Genomic DNA, 17,003 nt, shown 5'->3' with positions numbered 1-17,003 from the left:
CGGACTCCCGTCTGCGGTCGGGCGTGGTCCGCACCCGTACGCAGGTGCGGACCACGCGGACGTGTTGCTCAGGCGTTCGGCACACCGTTGGCCGGTGGTGACACCGGCGGTGCGGTGTACTCGTTGACCGGTCCGTCGGCCTCGTCGGTCTCGTACGTCGGGCCGAAGTAGGTCTGCTTGCCCCCACTGACCCGGCTCAGCCGGCCCCCGCCGTAACCGGAGTGGTCGGTGGCGGAGAAGCGCAGCGGCGCCACGCCGGGCCCCTGGTAGCCGCCCTTGCGGACGGCCTCGACAAGTGACTCGCGGGTGAGATCCTTGCCGGCGGCCAGCAGCACCTGCACGAACAGGTAGCCCACGGCCATCCCGTAGACGGCGTTGCCGTCGAACTCCGCGCCGCCGTTGTGTTCGTTGTTCACCTTGGTGAACAGCTGGATCCACGGGTTGTCGGTGTCGCCCTGCATCGGCAGGTAGTTCAGCCCGACCATGCCCTCCAGCAGTCCGGCGGCGTCGCCGAGTTGCCGGGCCAGCGTCGGGTGGTCGGCGCCCACGTTCGACACCACCCACTGGGGGCGGAAGCCCAGCCGGGCGGCGGTGCCGACGGACAGGGCGGTGAAGCCGGGCACGGTGGCGAGGATGACGACCTCGCAGCCGGCGGCCTTGAACGCGCCGATCTGGGGGGCGACGTTGGTGTTGCTTGTCACGTACGTCTCGCGGGCCACCACCCCGTCGGTGCCGAGCACCTTCTCCACGCCGGCCAGGGCGTCCTGCCCGAAGTCGTCGTCCTGGCCGAGGAAACAGACCTTCCGGCCGGGCAGGGTGGTCTTCACGTGGTTGGCCAGGATCTTGCCTTCGACCGTGTAGTCCGGGTTGAAGCCGAAGGTGTTCGGGTAGCGGTCGGGCTGGTCCCAGTTGCGGCTGCCGGAGGCGACGAAGAGGTCCGGCACCCGGTTGGTGTGCAGGAAGTCCAGCACGCCGGTGTGGGTGGGGGTGCCGAGGCCGTTGAGGACGGCGAAGACCTTGTCCTGCAGGACGAGTTGGCGCACGACCTGCTGAGTGGTGGCCGGGTTGTAGCCGTCGTCCATGACCTTGTAGGTGATTTTGCGGCCGTGTACGCCGCCGTTGGCGTTGACGTAGTCGAAGTAGGCCTTCGTGGCCGGGGCGATCTTCGAGTAGCCGGCGGACGCCGGTCCGGTCAGCGGCATGTGGGTGCCGACGACGATCTCCGTGTCGGTGACCCCGGGAACCGGCTCCCCCGAGCCGGGGCCGTCGTCGGAGCCACACGCGGTGAGAGTGAGCAGCAAGGTGAGGGTGGTGGCGATCGCGAGACCGCGCCGTTCCGTGGTTCGCATGGGACACCGACCTTTCATCGGTCCGGTTGTGCGAGGCGGGTGGTGGGGGTGGGGCGGGTTACGAGCGCCCGGCCGGCCTGAGGGCGCGCAGCGCCCGGGTCAGTCGGGACAGCTGACCCTGCACACCGCCGGGGGCGGCGATCATGACCACGATCAACGTGGCCCCGAAGATCGCCAGCGGGAGGTTGCCCTCCAGCCGTTGCGCCGTCGCCGGTGAGAGGGTGAACAGGTTCGTCAGGGAGTGCGTCAGGTCGGGTAGGACGACCAGCAGGAAGGCGCCCCACACGGCGCCGGCGAGCCGGCCGAGACCGCCGATGACGACGGCCATGAGCAGGAACAGCGAAAGGTTCAGTCCGAACGCGCCGGGTGACACGCTCTGCGCGAGCACCGCCAGCAGGGCGCCGCCGAGGCCGGCGCCGGCCGCGCTGACCACGAAGGCGATGACCTGCGTACGGGCGACGTGGATGCCGGCGAGCCGGGCGGCGACCTCGTCGTCGCGTACCGCCCGGAACAACCGGCCGTAGCGGCTGCGGACCAGGTTGGCCAGCACCACCAGGCAGAGCAGGGTCGCCCCGGCGGCCATCCACAGTTGCCACCGCTCGTGCGGGAAGTAGAGACCCAGCCCTGCCGGTGCGGGTGCCACCGGCACCGGCAGGCCCTGCTCGCCGTTGAAGATGCCGTCGAAGGTGACTGTCAACGCCGGCACCACCACCGCCACCGCCAGGGTGAGCCCGGCCAGGTAGGGGCCGCGCAGCCGGGCGGCGGCGACGCCGACGACCAGACCCACCGTCACGGTGACCGCCACGGCGGCGACCAGCGACAGCAGCAGCACCGCACCGGAGGTGACGCCCCGGTCGAAGAAGGCGGTCTGGCACAGCGCGACGGTGTACGCGCCGGTGGCCATCAACGCCCCGTGCCCCAGGGAGAGTTGCCCGCAGAGCCCGGTGAGGATGGTCAGTCCGGCGGTGGCGCAGAGGTAGGCGGCCACCGTGGCGAGTTGGAAGTTGCGGTACGAGTCGAGCTGGTAGCTGACCAGCAGCACTACCAGCGCGACGGCGACGGCGACGGCGAGGTGGCGGAGCAGGGTCGGCACGGACCGGCCGGTACGGACGAGGTCGACGGCGCGCTGTCGGTAAGGCGGCGCGGGCGCCCGGGTGGCGCTCACACCCGCCTCGCGGTGACCGTGGCGAACAGTCCGCCGGGGCGCAGCAGCAGCACCGTCAGCAGCAGGGCGAGCACCGCGAGCGGGATGAGGTCGCCACCGGCGTACCCGCTGACGTAGGACAGCAGCAGGCCGACGCCGAGTCCGCCGACGACCGCGCCGGGTGGGCTGTCCAGCCCGCCGAGCACCGCGGCGGTGAACGCGAAGACGAAGACCATGTCCATCGCGTGGGGATGCAGGCCCAGTTCGGTGGGGATGACAAGCATCGCGGCCAGTGCGCCGACGCCCGAGGCCAGCGCCCAGCCGAGGGTGAGCATGCCGCCGACGTTCACGCCGAGCAGTCGGGACACCTCGGGTGCGAACGCCGCCGCCCGCATCCGGAGCCCGATCGCGGTCCGGGTGAAGATCCAGACCAGGGCCGCGCCGACCACGCCGACGGTGGCGAAGACGAACAGGTCGTACGGGGACAGCAGGGCGGTGTCGCCCACCGTCAGCGCGGTACGGCTCATCGGGGCCTGTGCGGGCAGGTACTCGTTGCCGTACAGCATGCCGAGGAGTGCCTGGATCAGCAGGACCAGCCCGAGCGCGACGATCACCGGGTTGAGTGGTGAGCGGTGGTCCACCAGTCGCATCACCGCGATGTCGACGATCGCGCCGAGCAGCAGTCCGGCGAGCAGTGCCGCGGCGAAGCCGAGCCAGTACGAGCCGGTCGCGGCGGTGACGCTGTAGGCGACGTACGCGGCGGCGACCGCCATCGCGCCCTGGGCGAAGTTGACGATCCGACCGGCTCGCCAGATGAGCACCAGGGCGAGGGCGAACGCGGCGTAGACCGCGCCCCTCGACAGTCCGTCGAGGGTGAGGAAGAGGAAGCGGTCCACGGTCCTCCTAGCGTTTGTCAGAATCCGAGGTAGGCGTGGCGCAGGTCGGTGTCGTCGCGCAGCCGCTCGGCCGGGGCGGCCAGGACGACCCGGCCGAGCGACATCACGATGCCCTGGTCGGCGACGGCCAGGGCGCTGCGTACGTTCTGCTCGACAAGCAGCACGGTCAGCCCGGTGTCGTCGCGCAGCCGGCGCAGCAGCGCCATGGTCTGGGCCACCACGCGGGGTGCCAGGCCGAGCGACGGTTCGTCCAGTAACAGCAGGCGGGGGCGGGCGACAAGGGCCCGGCCGAGGGCAAGCATCTGCCGTTCGCCACCGGAGAGCTGGTGGCCGAGGTGCCGTCGTCGCCGCGCGAGCGGTTCGAACAGCTGGTAGACCTCGTCGAGGGCGCGTGCGGCGTCGCGGCGGTCGCGGCGCCACAGCGCGCCGAGGCGCAGGTTCTCCGCCACGGTGAGTTCGCCGATGACGCCGCGGCCTTCCGGTACGTGTGCCACGCCGCGCCGGACGAGTTGCTCGACCGGGGTGCCCCGCAGGTCCTGTCCGTCGAACATGATCCGGCCGGCGCTCGGGCGCAGCATGCCCGACAGGGTGCGCAGCAGGGTCGTCTTGCCGGCGCCGTTGGCACCGATGACTGCGGTGATGGTGCCGGTGGGCACCCGCAGGTCGACGCCGTGCAGCACCGGCACCGGCCCGTAGCCGGAGGCCAGGGCTTCGGCGGTGAGCAGGTCGGCGGTCATCAGGCGGCCTCGTCGACGGTCGCGCCGAGGTAGGCGTCGACCACGGCCGGGTCCTCGCGGACCGCCTCGGGTGGCCCGGCGGCGACGACCCGTCCGAAGTCGAGCACCACGATCCGGTCGCAGACCGCCATGACCAGGTCCATGTGGTGTTCCACGAGCAGCACGGCGCAGGGGTCGGTCCCCCGGTGCGGCAGCGTCCGGATCAGCTCGGCGAGGTTGTCCACGTCGTCGGCGCCGAGTCCGCCGGCCGGCTCGTCGAGCAGCAGCAGGCGGGGGCGGGCGGCCAGCGCGCGGGCGAGGGCGACCCGTTGGCGTACGGCGAACGGGAGGGTGTCCGGCGCGGCGTCGGCGTGCTGTGCGATGCCCAGTTCGTCGAGAACGGTGCGGGCGTGTTCGCGCAGCCGGCGCTCGTCGCGGTCGCTGCGGGGCAGTCCGAGCAGTGCCGGCAGCAGGCTGGCGCGGGCGGTGTGGGTGGCCCCGGTCATCACGTTCTCCAGCACGGTGAGCCCGGCGAACAGGCCGGTGCCCTGCAGGGTGCGGGCGATGCCCAGTCGGGTGAGCCGGTGCGGTCGGGGCCGCAGTGGCCGGCCGTCGAGGGTCAGCGTGCCGGTGTGCGCGGCGACGAAGCCGCACACGACGTTGAACAGGGTGGTCTTGCCGGCGCCGTTGGGGCCGATCACCCCGACCACCTCACCCGGACCGACCTGAAGGGAGACGTCGTCGAGGGCGGTGAGGCCGCCGAAGCGGACGCCGACCTGGTGCAGTGCGAGACCGTCCGTCATCAACCCTGCCCCTCGCCGTGCGGCCAAACTTATTACACTGGGAGTGTACGTTTCTCGCGTGTTTCGTCAACACCTTCGATGCCGGTCCTCAACGGACGGCAGCGCCGGGTGGGGCGGTGGCCGTGACCGGTGGGGGCAAATCGACCAGCCGGGCCAGGGCGGCCCGGTGCCGATCGGCGGTGCCGAAGGCGATCGCGGCGCTCTTGGCGCGCTTGAGGTAGAGATGCGCCGGGTGCTCCCAGGTGAAGCCGATCCCGCCGTGCAACTGGACGCAGACCTCCGCCGCCCGTACCGCCACCGGTCCGCAGTACGCCTGAGCCAACGCGGCCGCCAGCGCCGCCTCGGGACCGCCCGCGCCGAGCCGGTCGGCGGCGTACCGGGCCACCGCCCGGGCCTCGGTCAGCTCCACCCACACGTCGGCCAGCCGGTGCTTGACCGCCTGGAACGAGCCGACCGGACGGCCGAACTGGTGACGCTGGCGCACGTAGGCCACCGTCGTGTCCAGACACCACTGGGCCAGCCCGACCTGTTCGGAGGCGAGCAGCGCCGCGCCGACGGTCAGCGCCGCCGCCACCGCGTCGGCAGCGGCAGCGCCGGTGGCGATCGGACGGGCCGCCGCAGCGGTGAACTCGATGTCGACGAGCGGTCGGGTCGCATCCAGCGACACCACGGCGGACATCCGCACCGCCGGTTCGGCGGCGTCGACGACGTAGAGCGCGTCGCCGGCCGGGACCAGCAGCAGTCCGTGCGGTACGGCGTCGGCCACACCGCGCACCCGACCGGTGAGCGTCGGTCCGGGACCGACCGTGACCGGGGCGGGGCGGGCCTCTGGCCCGGTGGCGAAGTCGGCTGCGGTGGCGAGGTCGGGTGCGGTGGCGAAGCCGATCGCCATCGTCACGTCGCATTCACCGGCGGCCAGCCGGCGCAGCAGGGTGTGCTCGGCACAGGCCAGCAACGCCCGGGTCGCCACGGCGGCACCCAGGAAGGGCACCGGCGCGACCGCCCGACCCAGCTCCTCCAGCACCACCGCGACCTCACGGAAGCCGGCCGCGGCGCCACCGTGCTCGGCGGGCACGGCCAGCCCGGTCACGCCGAGCTGGTCGACAAGTCGACGCCACAGTGTCGCGTCGTACGGATCGTCGCCGTCGACGGCAGCGAGCGTGCGTTGCCACGGGGCGTGCGTGGCCAGCAACGTGCGTACGGTGTCGCGCAGCGCCTCTTCGTCGGCGTCGTAGAGCAGGTCGCTCATCGGTCCACCCGGGGTTCGGTGGGCAGCCCGAGCACCCGCTCGGCGATGATGCTGCGCAGGATCTCCGAGGTCCCGCCCTCGATGGAGTTGCCCCGGGCGCGCAGGTAGCGGTAGGTGGCGGTGCGGCCGAGCAGGTCGGGTTCGGTCGGGCGACGCATCGTCCAGTCGTCGTGCCGCAGCCCTTCGGCGCCGCGCAGCTCCACCTCCAGTCCGCTGATCCGCTGGCTCAGCTCGGCGAAGGAGAGCTTCACCGCCGAGCCTTCGGGGCCGGGCTCACCGGCGGCGATCAGCTGCCGCAGCCGTAGCGCGGCCAGCCGGGCGGCTTCGGCGCTCACCCAGGCGCGCAGGACCTCGTCGTGCAGCCCGGCGGTGCGCAGCTCCGGGCGTTCCCGCCACAGCCGCGCCAGCACGCCCACCATGCCGCCCTCGCGGGGCAGCGGTCGGCCGCCGATGGCGACGCGTTCGTTCATCAGCGTCGTACGGGCGATCTGCCAGCCCTGCCCGACCGCGCCGATGCGGTGGGCGTCGGGTACCCGGACACCGGTGAGGAAGACCTCGTTGAACTCCGCTTCGCCGGTGGCCTGCCGCAGCGGACGCACCTGCACTCCCGGTGCGGTCATGTCGCAGACGAAGTAGGTGATGCCGTGGTGCTTCGGCGCGGCCGGATCGGTCCGGGCCAGCAGGATCGCCCAGCGCGCCTCGTGGGCCAGCGACGTCCACACCTTCTGGCCGTCGATGATCCAGTCGTCGCCGTCGGGCACGGCCCGGGTCCGCAGGCTCGCCAGGTCGGAGCCGGCGTCGGGTTCGCTGAACAGCTGGCACCACACCTCTTCGCCGGTCCACAGCGGTCGCAGCCAGCGTCGGCACTGGGCGTCGCTGGCGTGCCGCAGCAGGGTGGGCGCGGCCATGCCGAGACCGATGCTGTTGCGCCGGGGCTGGTTGTCCGGTGCGCCGGCTGCGGCGAAGGCGTCGTCGACGATCGCCTGCAGCTGCGGCGGCGCGCCCAGGCCACCGCGCCCGGGTGGGTGCTGCACCCAGGCCAGCCCGGCGTCGAAGCGGGCGCGCAGGAAACCGAGGCGGTCACCGTTCGGGTCGTGCGTGTCGAGGAACGCGGCGACCAGCGCGCGCAGCCCGTCGGCCGTGTGGTCGGACACCCACCACCTCCAGAATTATTGCACTGTCGATGCAATATACGGCCGCCGGTCCTCGGGACGGAAGACCGGCGGCCGAACGATCCGGGGCAGCCGCGTCGCGGCCGCCCCGGCAGGACGTCAGTGCGGGCAGGTGTTGCGGTACTCCTCCACCGCCGAGCCGCTCGGGCCCGGGCAGAGGAACTGGTCGTAGCGGGTGTCGTCGTCGACGAACCGCTTCAGCCAGGCCACCATCTGCTTCGCGGTGGGGGTGTTGACCGTGTTCGGGAAGAAGTGGCCCTCGTTGTTGAGTTCCAGGTACGCCTTCTCCGACGAGGCCGGGATGCTGTTGTAGAACGGCTCAGAGTGCGTGGCGACCGAGGCGACGGAGTCGCTCTCACCGCCGATGATCAGCGTGGGCACCCGCAGGTTCGACCAGTTCTTGGTCAGGTTCCACGGCGCCAGCGGCACGGCGGCCTGCAACGACGGCCGGCTCGCGGCGGCCTCCAGGCTGCCGCCGCCGCCCATCGAGTGACCGGCCACGGCGAGCCGGCTGGAGTCGATGCGGCTGCGCACCGAGCTGCGCTCGGTCAGGTAGTCCAGCGCGGCCAGCAGTTGCCGACCCCGACTGCTCGGCTGGTCGAGGCGGGTGATGGTGTCGATGCCGATGACCACGAAGCCGTGCGAGGCGATCCGCGGACCCAGCCAGTCCAGACTCGACCAGGAGGCGGTGTAGCCGGGCGAGATGGCCACCGCGCCGAAGGTGCCCGCCGTGGTGGTGGTCGGGTAGTAGATGACGCCGCCGCCGAAGCCGCTGACCAGCGAGGAGACGTTCGTCGACGAGGTCGCGAAGGGGCCGCGGCTGGCCTCCAGGATCGCGTTGGTCGGCGCCGGTCCCCGCTCGTACGGGTTGGCGGCCTGGGCGGCGGACGAGGTGGCGACGACGCCACCGGCGGCCAGGACGGCGGTCATCGCCAGCCGGGCCAGCAGGGTGAGGGAACGGGGACGGGTGGTGGTGGTTGATCGCACGTCGGGTACTCCCTTGGGTTGGAGCTGTATCGACTGCGATCAGTGTTTGGGGCGGCCCGCCGACACCGCATCGGCGAAATCACCAGTCACCCGCTCCCCCGACCCGGGAGCAGCCGGCCGCGCCGTCTCGCGGGGTATACGCCACGGCGCCCGATTCCAGCCAAATCCTGCGCGTTGGTGCCGGTGCAGTACTGAGCGCGCGTTCCAACCTGCCGACGGTTGCGACGTCGGGTCGCCACCCCCGCAGGTCCCGGGGGCATGGGAAACGCGACCACGGGTAGGAGCGAACATGGCCGTGATCAGTGATTACGCACTTCTCGGCGACTGTCAGGGCGCGGCGTTGGTCTCCTCGGAGGGGGCCGTGGACTGGTGGTGCCCGCCCCGATTCGACGCGCCGAGCGTCTTCGCCCGGATGCTCGGCGCCACCGGCGGCTCCTGGTCGATCCGGCCGCTCGGGAAGTACACGACCTCCCGGCACTACATCGACGGGACGATGGTGCTCCGCACGGAGTTCCACACCCCGACCGGTGTGCTGCGGTTGACCGACGCCCTCAGCCTCGGTGCCGGAGAACGCGGTCACCGCATCGGCTTCACCTCCCCGCACGTGCTGATCCGGCAGGTCGAGGCCATCACCGGCACGGTCGACGTGGCGGTCGAGGTCGCGGTCCGGCCGGAGTACGGGCTGGTCAGTCCCACGATCACCGAAACGCCGGCCGGGATCGACATCGCCGGCGGCGGCGACCGGTTGACCCTGACCGCCGACCGTGACCTCGCCGTCGACGGTGCACTGGTGACCACGCGATTCACCCTCGCCGAGGGCGACAGCGCGGTGTTCACGCTGCACCACCGCAACTCCGCCGACCCACCGACCGCCCCGCTGGACGGGCGGGCCGCGCTGCGGGACACCGTCGCCGCCTGGCAGTCCTGGGACCGCCTGCACCAGGACTACCAGGGCCCGTACCGGGAACACGTCCGGCGCAGCGCGCTTGTCCTTCAGGCGCTGACCTACCAGCCCACCGGTGCGGTGGTCGCGGCCGCCACCACCTCGCTGCCCGAGCAGGTCGGCGGGGCGGCGAACTGGGACTACCGGTTCGGTTGGCTCCGCGACGGCAGCGTCACCCTCAGGGCGCTGTGGGTCGCCGCCTGTCCGCACGAGGCGAGCCGCTTCTTCGACTGGATGGCCACCTCCATCGGATCGGTGGACACCACGGAGAACATACCGATCATGTTCGGCGTGGGTGGCGAGCGGAACCTGACCGAACACACCCTGGACCACCTTGACGGCTACCAGAACAGTCGCCCGGTACGCGTCGGCAACAACGCCTGGCAGCAGAAGCAACTCGACGTCCTCGGCGAACCGTTGGAGTGCGCCCTGGTCCTGCGCGACGAACTCGGGGACCTGTCGCCGGCCGCCAAGACCCTGCTGCGCACCCTGGCCGACCGGGCCGCCGACACCTGGCAGGAGCCGGACGCCAGCACCTGGGAGGGACGCGAGGGCGAGCGGAACTACCTGACGTCGAAGTTGCTGTGCTGGGTGGCGCTGGACCGGGCCATCACCCTGGCGTCGACCCTGGACGCCGAGGCGCAGGTGCCCCGGTGGTCGCAGGTCAGGGACCAGATCCGTGCGGCGATCCTGACCCAGGGCTGGAACGAATCCCGTCAGGCGTTCACCGGCGCGTTCGGCTCCGACCACCTCGACGCCGGGCTGCTCGTTATGCCGATCACCGGGTTCCTTCCCGGTGACGACGAGCGGGTCGTGGCCACGGTGGACGCGATCAGAAGTGAGCTGGGGCGCGACGACCTGCTGCAACGCTGGACCGGAGCCGGTACGGAAGGCGCCTTCATCATCTGCTCGTACTGGCTGGCGGAGGCCCTGGCGCGGGCCGGCAGGCTCGACGAGGCCAAGCAGGTCTACGAGAACGTCACCGGCCACGCGAACGACCTCGGGCTGCTGTCGGAGGAGATCGACCGCCGCGACGGCAGCCTGATCGGGAACTTCCCCCAGGCGCTGTCCCACATCGGGGTCATCAACGCCGCCTGGATCATCGGCGAGGTCGAGTCCGGCAACGTGAGCCCACGGCTGCCTCCCGTCGGCACCCGCCCGGTTACGACTGCGGCGAGCGGGTACGCGCCGGTGGACGGGGACAGCCACGAAAGGGGAGCGTGCTGATGACCGGACGGCTGGCAGGCAGGACCGCCATGATCACCGGATCCGACTCGGGTATCGGGCAGGCCACGGCGATCGAGTTCGGCCGGGAGGGCGCCGACGTGGTGGTGCACTACCTGCACGACCACGCGGGCGCGAACCACACCAAGGCCGAGATCGAGAAGACCGGTCAGCGGGCTGTCGTGGTGCAGGGCGACATCAGCGTCGAACATCAGGTCGAGGCCATGTTCGACGAGGCCCTCGGGGAGTTCGACCACCTCGACATCCTGATGAACGACGCGGGCGTGGACGCTTCCGGCATCCCGGTGGCCGACCTGGACACCGAGACCTGGGACCGGGCCATCCGCACCAACCTGTACGGGATGTTCTTCTGCTGTCGGCGGTTCATCCAGCACCGCCGCGACCAGGGCGGACACGGCAAGATCATCAACATCACCTCCGTCCACCAGGAGGTGGCCCGCGCCGGCGGCTCCGACTACGACGCCAGCAAGGGCGGCATGCTGGAGTTGGCCAAGAGCATCGCCCTGGAGGTCGCCCCGATGCACATGAACGTCAACAACATCGGGCCGGGCATGGTGCTCACCCCGTTCAACCAGAAGGCGATCGACGACCCGAAGTACCTGGAGGAGCAGGTGCAGTCCATCCCCTGGAAGCGGGCCGCGCAGCCGCAGGAGATCGCCAAGCTCGCCGTCTTCCTGGCCAGCGACGACGCCGACTACGTCACCGGGTCGACGTACTTCATGGACGGCGGACTGATGCAGAACCAGGGCCAGGGCGCGTAGACGCCCTGTCGGTCAGACGTCCGACGCTAGGCGCCACCGCCGGCTGCGGGCCGGGCGAACGGGCCGGTGCCGGTGAAGGCGTACTCGGCGAAACGGGCACCGATCCGCTGGTGGGCCTCGGGGCTCGGGTGCAAGCCGTCGGGCAGCGGGAGTTCAGCGGCATCGGTGGCACCGTACAACGAGGTGCCGTCCAGGAAGTGCAGGTTCCTGTCGGCCGCCCGGCGTTCGACCAGGGACCGCAGCTCGCGCCGGATGACCTGGAGCGTCAGACGTCCCAGCGCAACGTCGTGCGGTGTGCCGGTCGCGACGAAACGCACCTGACCGGTGCCGATCGAGGCGGGGTCGATCGCGCCCGGCCCGGGAGTGTCCTCGTGGATGCCGCAGAACAGGGGCGAGATCAGCAGCAGTGGCACGTCCGGATGGCCGTCGCGGATGGTGTCGAGGAAGCCGTGGACGGCGGAGACGAAGACCCGCAGCCGCATCCCGTCGAGGTTCACGACGTTGATGCCGAGCTTGACGCTCACATAGTCGGCCGGGGCGTCGCGGATCACGCGAGCCAGGAACGGATCGACGAACGCGCTGCCGCCCAGGCCGAGATTGCGCAGCTCCACTCCGGCACGGCGGGCGGCGACGGCCGGCCAGATCTCGCTGGGTGCCAGCGCATTCGAGCCCTGACTGATCGAGCTGCCATGATGCACCCACTGCGGCAGGTCGACGTCGTCCGGCTCGACCGGGGCATCGGCACGCAGCTCGACCAGTTCGACGGACTCGTTGTGCGGCAGCCAGACCTCGATCCGGTGCCGGCCCTCGGGTAGGCCGGAGACCCGTGTCGTGTGCGCCGGGCCGGGGTGCAGCGTGCTGTCGCCGCTGGCGAGGTCGACCTCGAACCGGTCGCCGCCGTCGAGCACGTCACGGACGACGAGGCCGCCGTCGGCGTAGACGTCGATGCGCCCACGCGGCCGGTCGGCGCCCACATAGGCGATCCGGGTCGGGTGGACCACCAGGTCGAACGCGCTCGCCGCCGTCCGGAACACCACGCGCACGCCCGAGGGCTGGTTCTCCATCGACAGCAACTGCCCGTCGGGGAACTGCTCCCGTACCCAGGCGGGCAGCCGGTGCGCTCGGATGCCGCGCGGAGTGACCTCGACCTCGGCGACGCCACGGATGAACTCGGGCCGCACCTGCATCAACGACTTCCCTTCGAACAGACGACGTCAGCGGCCGTACGCCTCCAGCAACCGCAGCCACACCTCGCTGACGGTCGGGTACGCCGGAACCGCGTGCCACAACCGGTCCAACGGGACCTCACCGACGATGGCGACGGTCGCGGCGTGGATCAGCTCCGCCACGTCCGGACCGACGAAGGTGACGCCGACGATCACCTTGCGGTCCTCGTCGACGACCATCCGGGCCTGCCCCTGGTAGTCATCCGCATGCAGGGCAGCACCGGCGACCGCACCGAGGTTGTAGTCGACGACCCGGGTCCGCAGCCCTGCCGCCTCGGCCGCAGCCGCCGTCAGACCCACGGCGGCGATCTCCGGGTCGGTGAACACCACCTGCGGCACCGCACGTTCGTCGGCCGTCGCCACGTGCCGGCCCCACCGGCCGTCGTCGACCTTCTCGCCCTTCGCGCGGGCCACGATGACGTCGCCGACCGCGCGTGCCTGGTACTTGCCCTGGTGGGTGAGCAGCGCCCGCCGGTTGACGTCACCGGCGGCGTACAGCCAGTCGCCGGCGTCGACGACCCGCATCGTGTCGTCGACGGTCAGCCAGTCACCGGGCGTCAGGCCGACGGTGTCGAGTCCGAGGTCCCGGGTGTTCGGCGTACGGCCGATCGCGACGAGGACCTCGTCGGCCTCGACCCGCTCGCCCTTTGTGGTTTCGACGTGGACGGTGCCTTCGTCGTCGCGGTGCACGGACACGGCCTCCGCGTCGACGTGTACGGTCACACCGGCCGCACGCAGCGACTGCGTGACCTGCTCGGCGGCGAACCGTTCCACCGACGGCAACACGCCGTCGCGGGCCAGTATCGTCACCGAGGACCCGAGTGCGGCGTACGCGGTGGCCATTTCGGTCGCCACCACGCCGCCGCCGATGATGGCGAGTCGGCGGGGAACCGACGTGGCCGCAGCGGCTTCGCGGCTGGACCAAGGCGCTGCGGCGCGCAGGCCAGGGATGTCCGGCTTCCGGGAACTGCTGCCGGTGGCCACGACCACCGCGTGCCGCGCGGTCAACGTCGTGGTGGCGCCGTCGGCGTCGGTCACCTCGACGACCTTGGCGGAACTGAGCCGTCCGTGACCTCGGTGCAGTGCGATCCCGGCCGATTCCAGCCAGGACACCTGCCCGTCGTCGCGCCAGTTCGCGGCGAAGGAGTCCCGCCGCGCCAGCACCGCCGCCGCGTCCAGGTCTCCCGTCACCGCCTCACGCGCCCCGGGCACCTGGCGGGCCGCGCGTAACGCGGACCCGCTGCGCAGCAACGCCTTGGTCGGCATGCAGGCCCAGTACGAGCACTCCCCGCCGACCAGTTCCCGTTCGACGATGGCCGCGGTCAGGCCACCCTGCACGACCCGGTCGGCGACGTTCTCCCCGACCGGTCCCGCGCCGATCACGACGACGTCGTACGCCAGTTCGGTCATGTCAGCTCCCCTTCGCAGCACGGCCGAGGCGGATCGCCGCGACGAGGAAGAAGATAGCGCCCGGGATGGCGTAGCCGGCCGCATTGATCAACGACGGGCTCTCCGCGGCAGCACCGGCGACGAAGAACCCGCCGGCCAGAGTGGAGATGCCACCACTGATGATCATCGGCCACTGGCCGCCCATTCGCCGACGGGTGACGCCCACGATCAACTGGACCAGACCGGCAACGATGGCCCAGCCACCCCATACCCGCAGCACAGCGGGGATGCCGGAGGTGCCCGCGGCACCGACGCCGACGGCTGCGGCCAGGCTCACCGCGATGTTCACGTACAGCAGGACCGGCGAACCGGTGGTCCGCGTCGAACGAAGGTCGACGATGACGGCGCCCACGTCGAACAACGGGTAGAGCACGAACAGTGCCACCGTGAGCAGGCCGAGTTCCTTGGCGGTGGCGATCGTGACGCCCGCCCAGACGATGGCGAACGCGAAGCGGATGAAGTACAGGCGCCGCAGTGCCGAGGCTGTCTGGGAGATGGCGGGTGAAGCAGCAATGGTGGTCACGGTGACCCTCTCCACGGAAGGGATGGGAGACAGAACGTTCTCCCACCGCAACAGTGCCAGCGCCGAACCGCATCGTCAAGACCGAACGTTCTGTCCGCTAGGCTGGAGGCATGACACGCGGCGAACCCGACAGCCGGCCCTCGGAGGCGCGAACCCGTCTTCTCACCACGGCGACCAGGATCTTCTACGCGCACGGCATCCACTCGGTGGGCGTAGATCGGATCATCGCCGAGGCGAAGGTGACCCGGGCCACCTTCTACCGGCACTTCGCCAGCAAGGACGACCTCATCCTCGCCTACCTGCGGGAGGTCCATGGGGTGGATCGCGGCGCGGTCGAGACGGCCATCGCCGCCAACCCGTCGCCCGCCGATTCCCTACTGGCCATCGCCAGATCCATCGCGCAGAACATCCAGTCCCCCGGATTCCGCGGATGCGCCTTCCTGAACGCGGCGGCCGAGTACCCCGACACCGACCACCCCGTGCATCAGGAGATCATCGCTCACCGGCAGTGGTTCCTCGACACGCTCACCAGGCTGATGGCGCAGATACGCGAGGAGACCGCAGACGACGCCGCGCGCCACTTCGTCATGCTCCGCGACGGCGCCATGGCGGCCGGATGCCTCTACGACCCCGCGTTGGTGTCCGAGACCTTCCTGCGCGGGATCGAAGGGCTCCTTCGGGTCGGCACATCGCCGAGAACAACCTGAACGAATGACAGACGAAACGCCGAACGGCGGCCTGCTGAACCAGTCAGGCCGCCGTTCGACGAAGCGTGAAATCAGAGCGAGCGGATGTCCGACGCCTGAGGGCCCTTCGGGCCCTGGGTGATGTCGAACTGGACGCGCTGGTTCTCCTCAAGGCTGCGGAAACCGCTCGCCGAGATCGCCGAGAAATGGGCGAAAACGTCGGCGCCGCCGTCGTCCTGGCTGATGAAACCGAAGCCCTTGTCACCGTTGAACCACTTCACGGTACCAGTAGCCATGTCTGCTCCTTCGCAGGCTGTTGGAGACCGCACTGTGCGGTCTCGCGTGCCGCTGCGTTGATGACCCGCGTCGGGAACGACACGAAAAACGAAAAAAGCACCTGAACGGGTTTTGGTTAACCCATCAGGCGCCGAGACGTCAACGGAAATCAAAACTGCAACGAGGCAACCGTAGCACAGAACTTGACGGCGTGCGGGCCACTGGCCGCTGGCGCCCGTGGGGTGGGGACGGCTGACGTGACAGCGGTAGCGCGTAGTGGGCGTGCGCGTAGAGTGGAGCGGTGAATCACCGTCTGCGTCCGCGCCCACCGGCACTTCGGACGTGCTGCCGGATAACGCCACGTTGCGGGCGGTGACCAGCGTTGTCGTGAGGCAACCCATCGGAGGTCTGGCTGACCTCCAGTTTCGGGTGCCGCCATTTCGGGCGGCCCTCCGGCACAGGAGAAGGACATGACTTTCGCACTGGCCCCATCGGCGGTCTCTTCACCGGAGCCGCGCAGGCCGATCAAAAATCTTCGCGAAAAAGGGGCGGAAAGCTTTCACTCTGCGCTCGCCAAGGTTCTGACCACGGCCCTGGAGAATGCCCTGGAAGCAGGCGACCACCCGAGAGCAATCAGCATCATCAATCGTGGTTTCGCCGAGGGAAGCGCTCAGCTGGGCTGCGACCTCCTCTGCCGGGCAATCGCCGTCGTCGGAACAGCCCGGACCTGGACCGTGCAGCTCGCGCCCCTTCGTTCACCGTAGTTACCCAGCCGGTCCGACCTGCCGCGTCCCTCAGATCGCTTCGCCCGGGTAACCGCAGGTCGCGGCACTGCGGCCACCGGGGACGGTCGGGGACGGCCACCGATCAGAGCCTCGACCTGGCGGCGCGGGATCTTCGGTCGGCACACCGTCGACCAGACCGCCCAGAGCCGACAACGGGAAAGCCTTGACGCGGGAACACCGATCGAGCATCGTCGATTGAAATCGACCTCATAGATGCTCGACACGGGGAGAACCGATGAAGACCCTCGTCACTCTCGCCTCTGCTGCCCTACTGCTGCTGACCACGGCCAGCGCACCCCACCGCCCGCCCACAGCCGATGCGCCCTGCCGCGGGCAGATCCACCCGAACCCGGGTTTCGAGCGCGGCACCACCGGTTGGACCGCCGACCCCCGCATCGTCGTACTCGGCGACACGGCCCGGCCCGCCCACACCGGCCGCGCGTACGCCACCTTCGCCGGGTTGGACGTCAGCCGGTACGACCTGCTGCGTACCGACGTGACGGTGCCGGCGAACTGCAACCTGACGGTCCGGTTCTGGGTCCGGACCCTCACCACCGAGACCAGCCGCGGCGACTACCTGAACGTCGGGCTGGCGGTCACCGGGATCCCCCCGAAGACGAGGTTCTCGCTGGCCTACGACGGCGGGTCGCAGTGGCGGGAGTACAGCATGTCCTCCGAGACGGCGACGACCGAGCGCACCGCGACGGTCACCTTCCTCGCCAGCGAGACGGCCGGCAACGGGGTCACCGCCTTCGACGTCGACGACGTGACCTTCACATTGAGCTGACCAGGA

17 protein-coding genes are annotated in these 17,003 nt (G+C 70.6%); 5 read left to right on the top strand and 12 right to left on the bottom strand.

The features are described 5' to 3' along the window. Nucleotides 1-68 precede the first annotated feature (68 nt). The 8 genes from C1A38_RS10015 to C1A38_RS09980 form a co-directional block, all read right to left on the bottom strand. On the bottom strand, nt 69-1,349 hold the full coding sequence (locus C1A38_RS10015) for an ABC transporter substrate-binding protein (RefSeq protein WP_102657558.1): 1,281 nt from the start codon (nt 1,347-1,349) through the stop codon (nt 69-71). Between the two features lie 58 nt (nt 1,350-1,407). Further along, a complete protein-coding gene (locus C1A38_RS10010) occupies nt 1,408-2,514 on the bottom strand; it encodes a branched-chain amino acid ABC transporter permease (protein WP_102657557.1) in 1,107 nt (368 codons plus the stop codon). Then, nucleotides 2,511-3,389 (bottom strand): branched-chain amino acid ABC transporter permease, encoded by an 879-nt coding sequence (locus C1A38_RS10005; protein ID WP_102657556.1) that lies wholly within the window; start codon nt 3,387-3,389, stop codon nt 2,511-2,513. Before C1A38_RS10005 ends, C1A38_RS10010 begins: the two co-directional genes overlap by 4 nt. Nucleotides 3,390-3,406: 17 nt before the next feature. Beyond that, a complete protein-coding gene (locus C1A38_RS10000; protein WP_102657555.1) occupies nt 3,407-4,126 on the bottom strand; it encodes an ABC transporter ATP-binding protein in 720 nt (239 codons plus the stop codon). Further along, complete coding sequence (locus C1A38_RS09995) at nt 4,126-4,908, bottom strand: ABC transporter ATP-binding protein (protein WP_102657554.1); 783 nt, start codon at nt 4,906-4,908, stop codon at nt 4,126-4,128. Before C1A38_RS09995 ends, C1A38_RS10000 begins: the two co-directional genes overlap by 1 nt. A gap of 88 nt (nt 4,909-4,996) precedes the next feature. Continuing rightward, entirely contained in the window at nt 4,997-6,157 is a 1,161-nt protein-coding gene (locus tag C1A38_RS09990; RefSeq protein ID WP_102657553.1) for an acyl-CoA dehydrogenase family protein, read from the bottom strand. Continuing rightward, nucleotides 6,154-7,311 (bottom strand): acyl-CoA dehydrogenase family protein, encoded by a 1,158-nt coding sequence (locus C1A38_RS09985; RefSeq protein WP_102657552.1) that lies wholly within the window; start codon nt 7,309-7,311, stop codon nt 6,154-6,156. The genes C1A38_RS09990 and C1A38_RS09985 overlap by 4 nt, the downstream gene beginning before the upstream one ends. 117 nt (nt 7,312-7,428) lie before the next feature. Further along, a complete protein-coding gene (locus C1A38_RS09980) occupies nt 7,429-8,316 on the bottom strand; it encodes a poly(ethylene terephthalate) hydrolase family protein (protein WP_199180160.1) in 888 nt (295 codons plus the stop codon). A gap of 289 nt (nt 8,317-8,605) precedes the next feature. On the opposite strand from C1A38_RS09980, the gene C1A38_RS09975 reads away from it, so the two are divergent. Together C1A38_RS09975 and C1A38_RS09970 are read left to right on the top strand one after the other, a co-directional pair. Further along, nucleotides 8,606-10,486, top strand: a complete 1,881-nt coding sequence (locus tag C1A38_RS09975) for a glycoside hydrolase family 15 protein (RefSeq protein ID WP_502696927.1) — start codon at nt 8,606-8,608, stop codon at nt 10,484-10,486. Continuing rightward, entirely contained in the window at nt 10,486-11,265 is a 780-nt protein-coding gene (locus C1A38_RS09970) for an SDR family oxidoreductase (RefSeq protein ID WP_102657586.1), read from the top strand. The genes C1A38_RS09975 and C1A38_RS09970 overlap by 1 nt, the downstream gene beginning before the upstream one ends. 26 nt (nt 11,266-11,291) lie before the next feature. Here the strand turns inward: C1A38_RS09970 and C1A38_RS09965 are convergent, their stop codons facing one another. The 3 genes from C1A38_RS09965 to C1A38_RS09955 are packed head-to-tail and all read right to left on the bottom strand — an operon-like array spanning nt 11,292 to nt 14,478. Then, nucleotides 11,292-12,452, bottom strand: coding sequence for a GDSL-type esterase/lipase family protein (locus C1A38_RS09965; protein ID WP_102657551.1), 1,161 nt, complete (start codon nt 12,450-12,452; stop codon nt 11,292-11,294). A gap of 27 nt (nt 12,453-12,479) precedes the next feature. Continuing rightward, nucleotides 12,480-13,901, bottom strand: a complete 1,422-nt coding sequence (locus C1A38_RS09960) for a dihydrolipoyl dehydrogenase family protein (protein WP_102657550.1) — start codon at nt 13,899-13,901, stop codon at nt 12,480-12,482. A 1-nt stretch (nt 13,902) separates the two neighbouring features. After that, nucleotides 13,903-14,478 (bottom strand): hypothetical protein, encoded by a 576-nt coding sequence (locus tag C1A38_RS09955; protein ID WP_233196747.1) that lies wholly within the window; start codon nt 14,476-14,478, stop codon nt 13,903-13,905. 95 nt (nt 14,479-14,573) lie between these two features. On the opposite strand from C1A38_RS09955, the gene C1A38_RS09950 reads away from it, so the two are divergent. Further along, entirely contained in the window at nt 14,574-15,170 is a 597-nt protein-coding gene (locus C1A38_RS09950) for a TetR/AcrR family transcriptional regulator (RefSeq protein ID WP_102657549.1), read from the top strand. Between the two features lie 71 nt (nt 15,171-15,241). On the opposite strand, the gene C1A38_RS09945 is transcribed toward C1A38_RS09950, so the two are convergent. Beyond that, a complete protein-coding gene (locus C1A38_RS09945; protein ID WP_102657548.1) occupies nt 15,242-15,445 on the bottom strand; it encodes a cold-shock protein in 204 nt (67 codons plus the stop codon). 450 nt (nt 15,446-15,895) lie between these two features. On the opposite strand from C1A38_RS09945, the gene C1A38_RS30760 reads away from it, so the two are divergent. Then, on the top strand, nt 15,896-16,189 hold the full coding sequence (locus C1A38_RS30760) for a hypothetical protein (RefSeq protein WP_146017507.1): 294 nt from the start codon (nt 15,896-15,898) through the stop codon (nt 16,187-16,189). Nucleotides 16,190-16,445: 256 nt separating this feature from the next. Next, nucleotides 16,446-16,997, top strand: coding sequence for a hypothetical protein (locus C1A38_RS09940; protein WP_102657547.1), 552 nt, complete (start codon nt 16,446-16,448; stop codon nt 16,995-16,997). Nucleotides 16,998-17,003: the final 6 nt, after the last annotated feature.

The organism is Verrucosispora sp. ts21 (genome assembly GCF_002879555.1).
GTDB lineage: Bacteria > Actinomycetota > Actinomycetes > Mycobacteriales > Micromonosporaceae > Micromonospora > Micromonospora gifhornensis.
The sequence above is the reverse complement of the archived record's forward strand: the minus strand, read 5'-3'. Positions and strand labels throughout refer to the sequence as shown.

What these genes read in the sequence shown, in the direction of transcription:
- C1A38_RS10000 (WP_102657555.1), bottom strand. Translation starts at nt 4,126, where the DNA reads ATGACCGCCGACCTGCTCACCGCCGAAGCCCTGGCCTCCGGCTACGGG.
- C1A38_RS09940 (WP_102657547.1), top strand. Translation starts at nt 16,446, where the DNA reads ATGAAGACCCTCGTCACTCTCGCCTCTGCTGCCCTACTGCTGCTGACC.
- C1A38_RS09960 (WP_102657550.1), bottom strand. Translation starts at nt 13,901, where the DNA reads ATGACCGAACTGGCGTACGACGTCGTCGTGATCGGCGCGGGACCGGTC.
- C1A38_RS09990 (WP_102657553.1), bottom strand. Translation starts at nt 6,157, where the DNA reads ATGAGCGACCTGCTCTACGACGCCGACGAAGAGGCGCTGCGCGACACC.
- C1A38_RS09970 (WP_102657586.1), top strand. Translation starts at nt 10,486, where the DNA reads ATGACCGGACGGCTGGCAGGCAGGACCGCCATGATCACCGGATCCGAC.
- C1A38_RS30760 (WP_146017507.1), top strand. Translation starts at nt 15,896, where the DNA reads ATGACTTTCGCACTGGCCCCATCGGCGGTCTCTTCACCGGAGCCGCGC.
- C1A38_RS09965 (WP_102657551.1), bottom strand. Translation starts at nt 12,452, where the DNA reads ATGCAGGTGCGGCCCGAGTTCATCCGTGGCGTCGCCGAGGTCGAGGTC.
- C1A38_RS09945 (WP_102657548.1), bottom strand. Translation starts at nt 15,445, where the DNA reads ATGGCTACTGGTACCGTGAAGTGGTTCAACGGTGACAAGGGCTTCGGT.
- C1A38_RS10015 (WP_102657558.1), bottom strand. Translation starts at nt 1,349, where the DNA reads ATGCGAACCACGGAACGGCGCGGTCTCGCGATCGCCACCACCCTCACC.
- C1A38_RS09950 (WP_102657549.1), top strand. Translation starts at nt 14,574, where the DNA reads ATGACACGCGGCGAACCCGACAGCCGGCCCTCGGAGGCGCGAACCCGT.
- C1A38_RS09975 (WP_502696927.1), top strand. Translation starts at nt 8,606, where the DNA reads ATGGCCGTGATCAGTGATTACGCACTTCTCGGCGACTGTCAGGGCGCG.
- C1A38_RS09995 (WP_102657554.1), bottom strand. Translation starts at nt 4,908, where the DNA reads ATGACGGACGGTCTCGCACTGCACCAGGTCGGCGTCCGCTTCGGCGGC.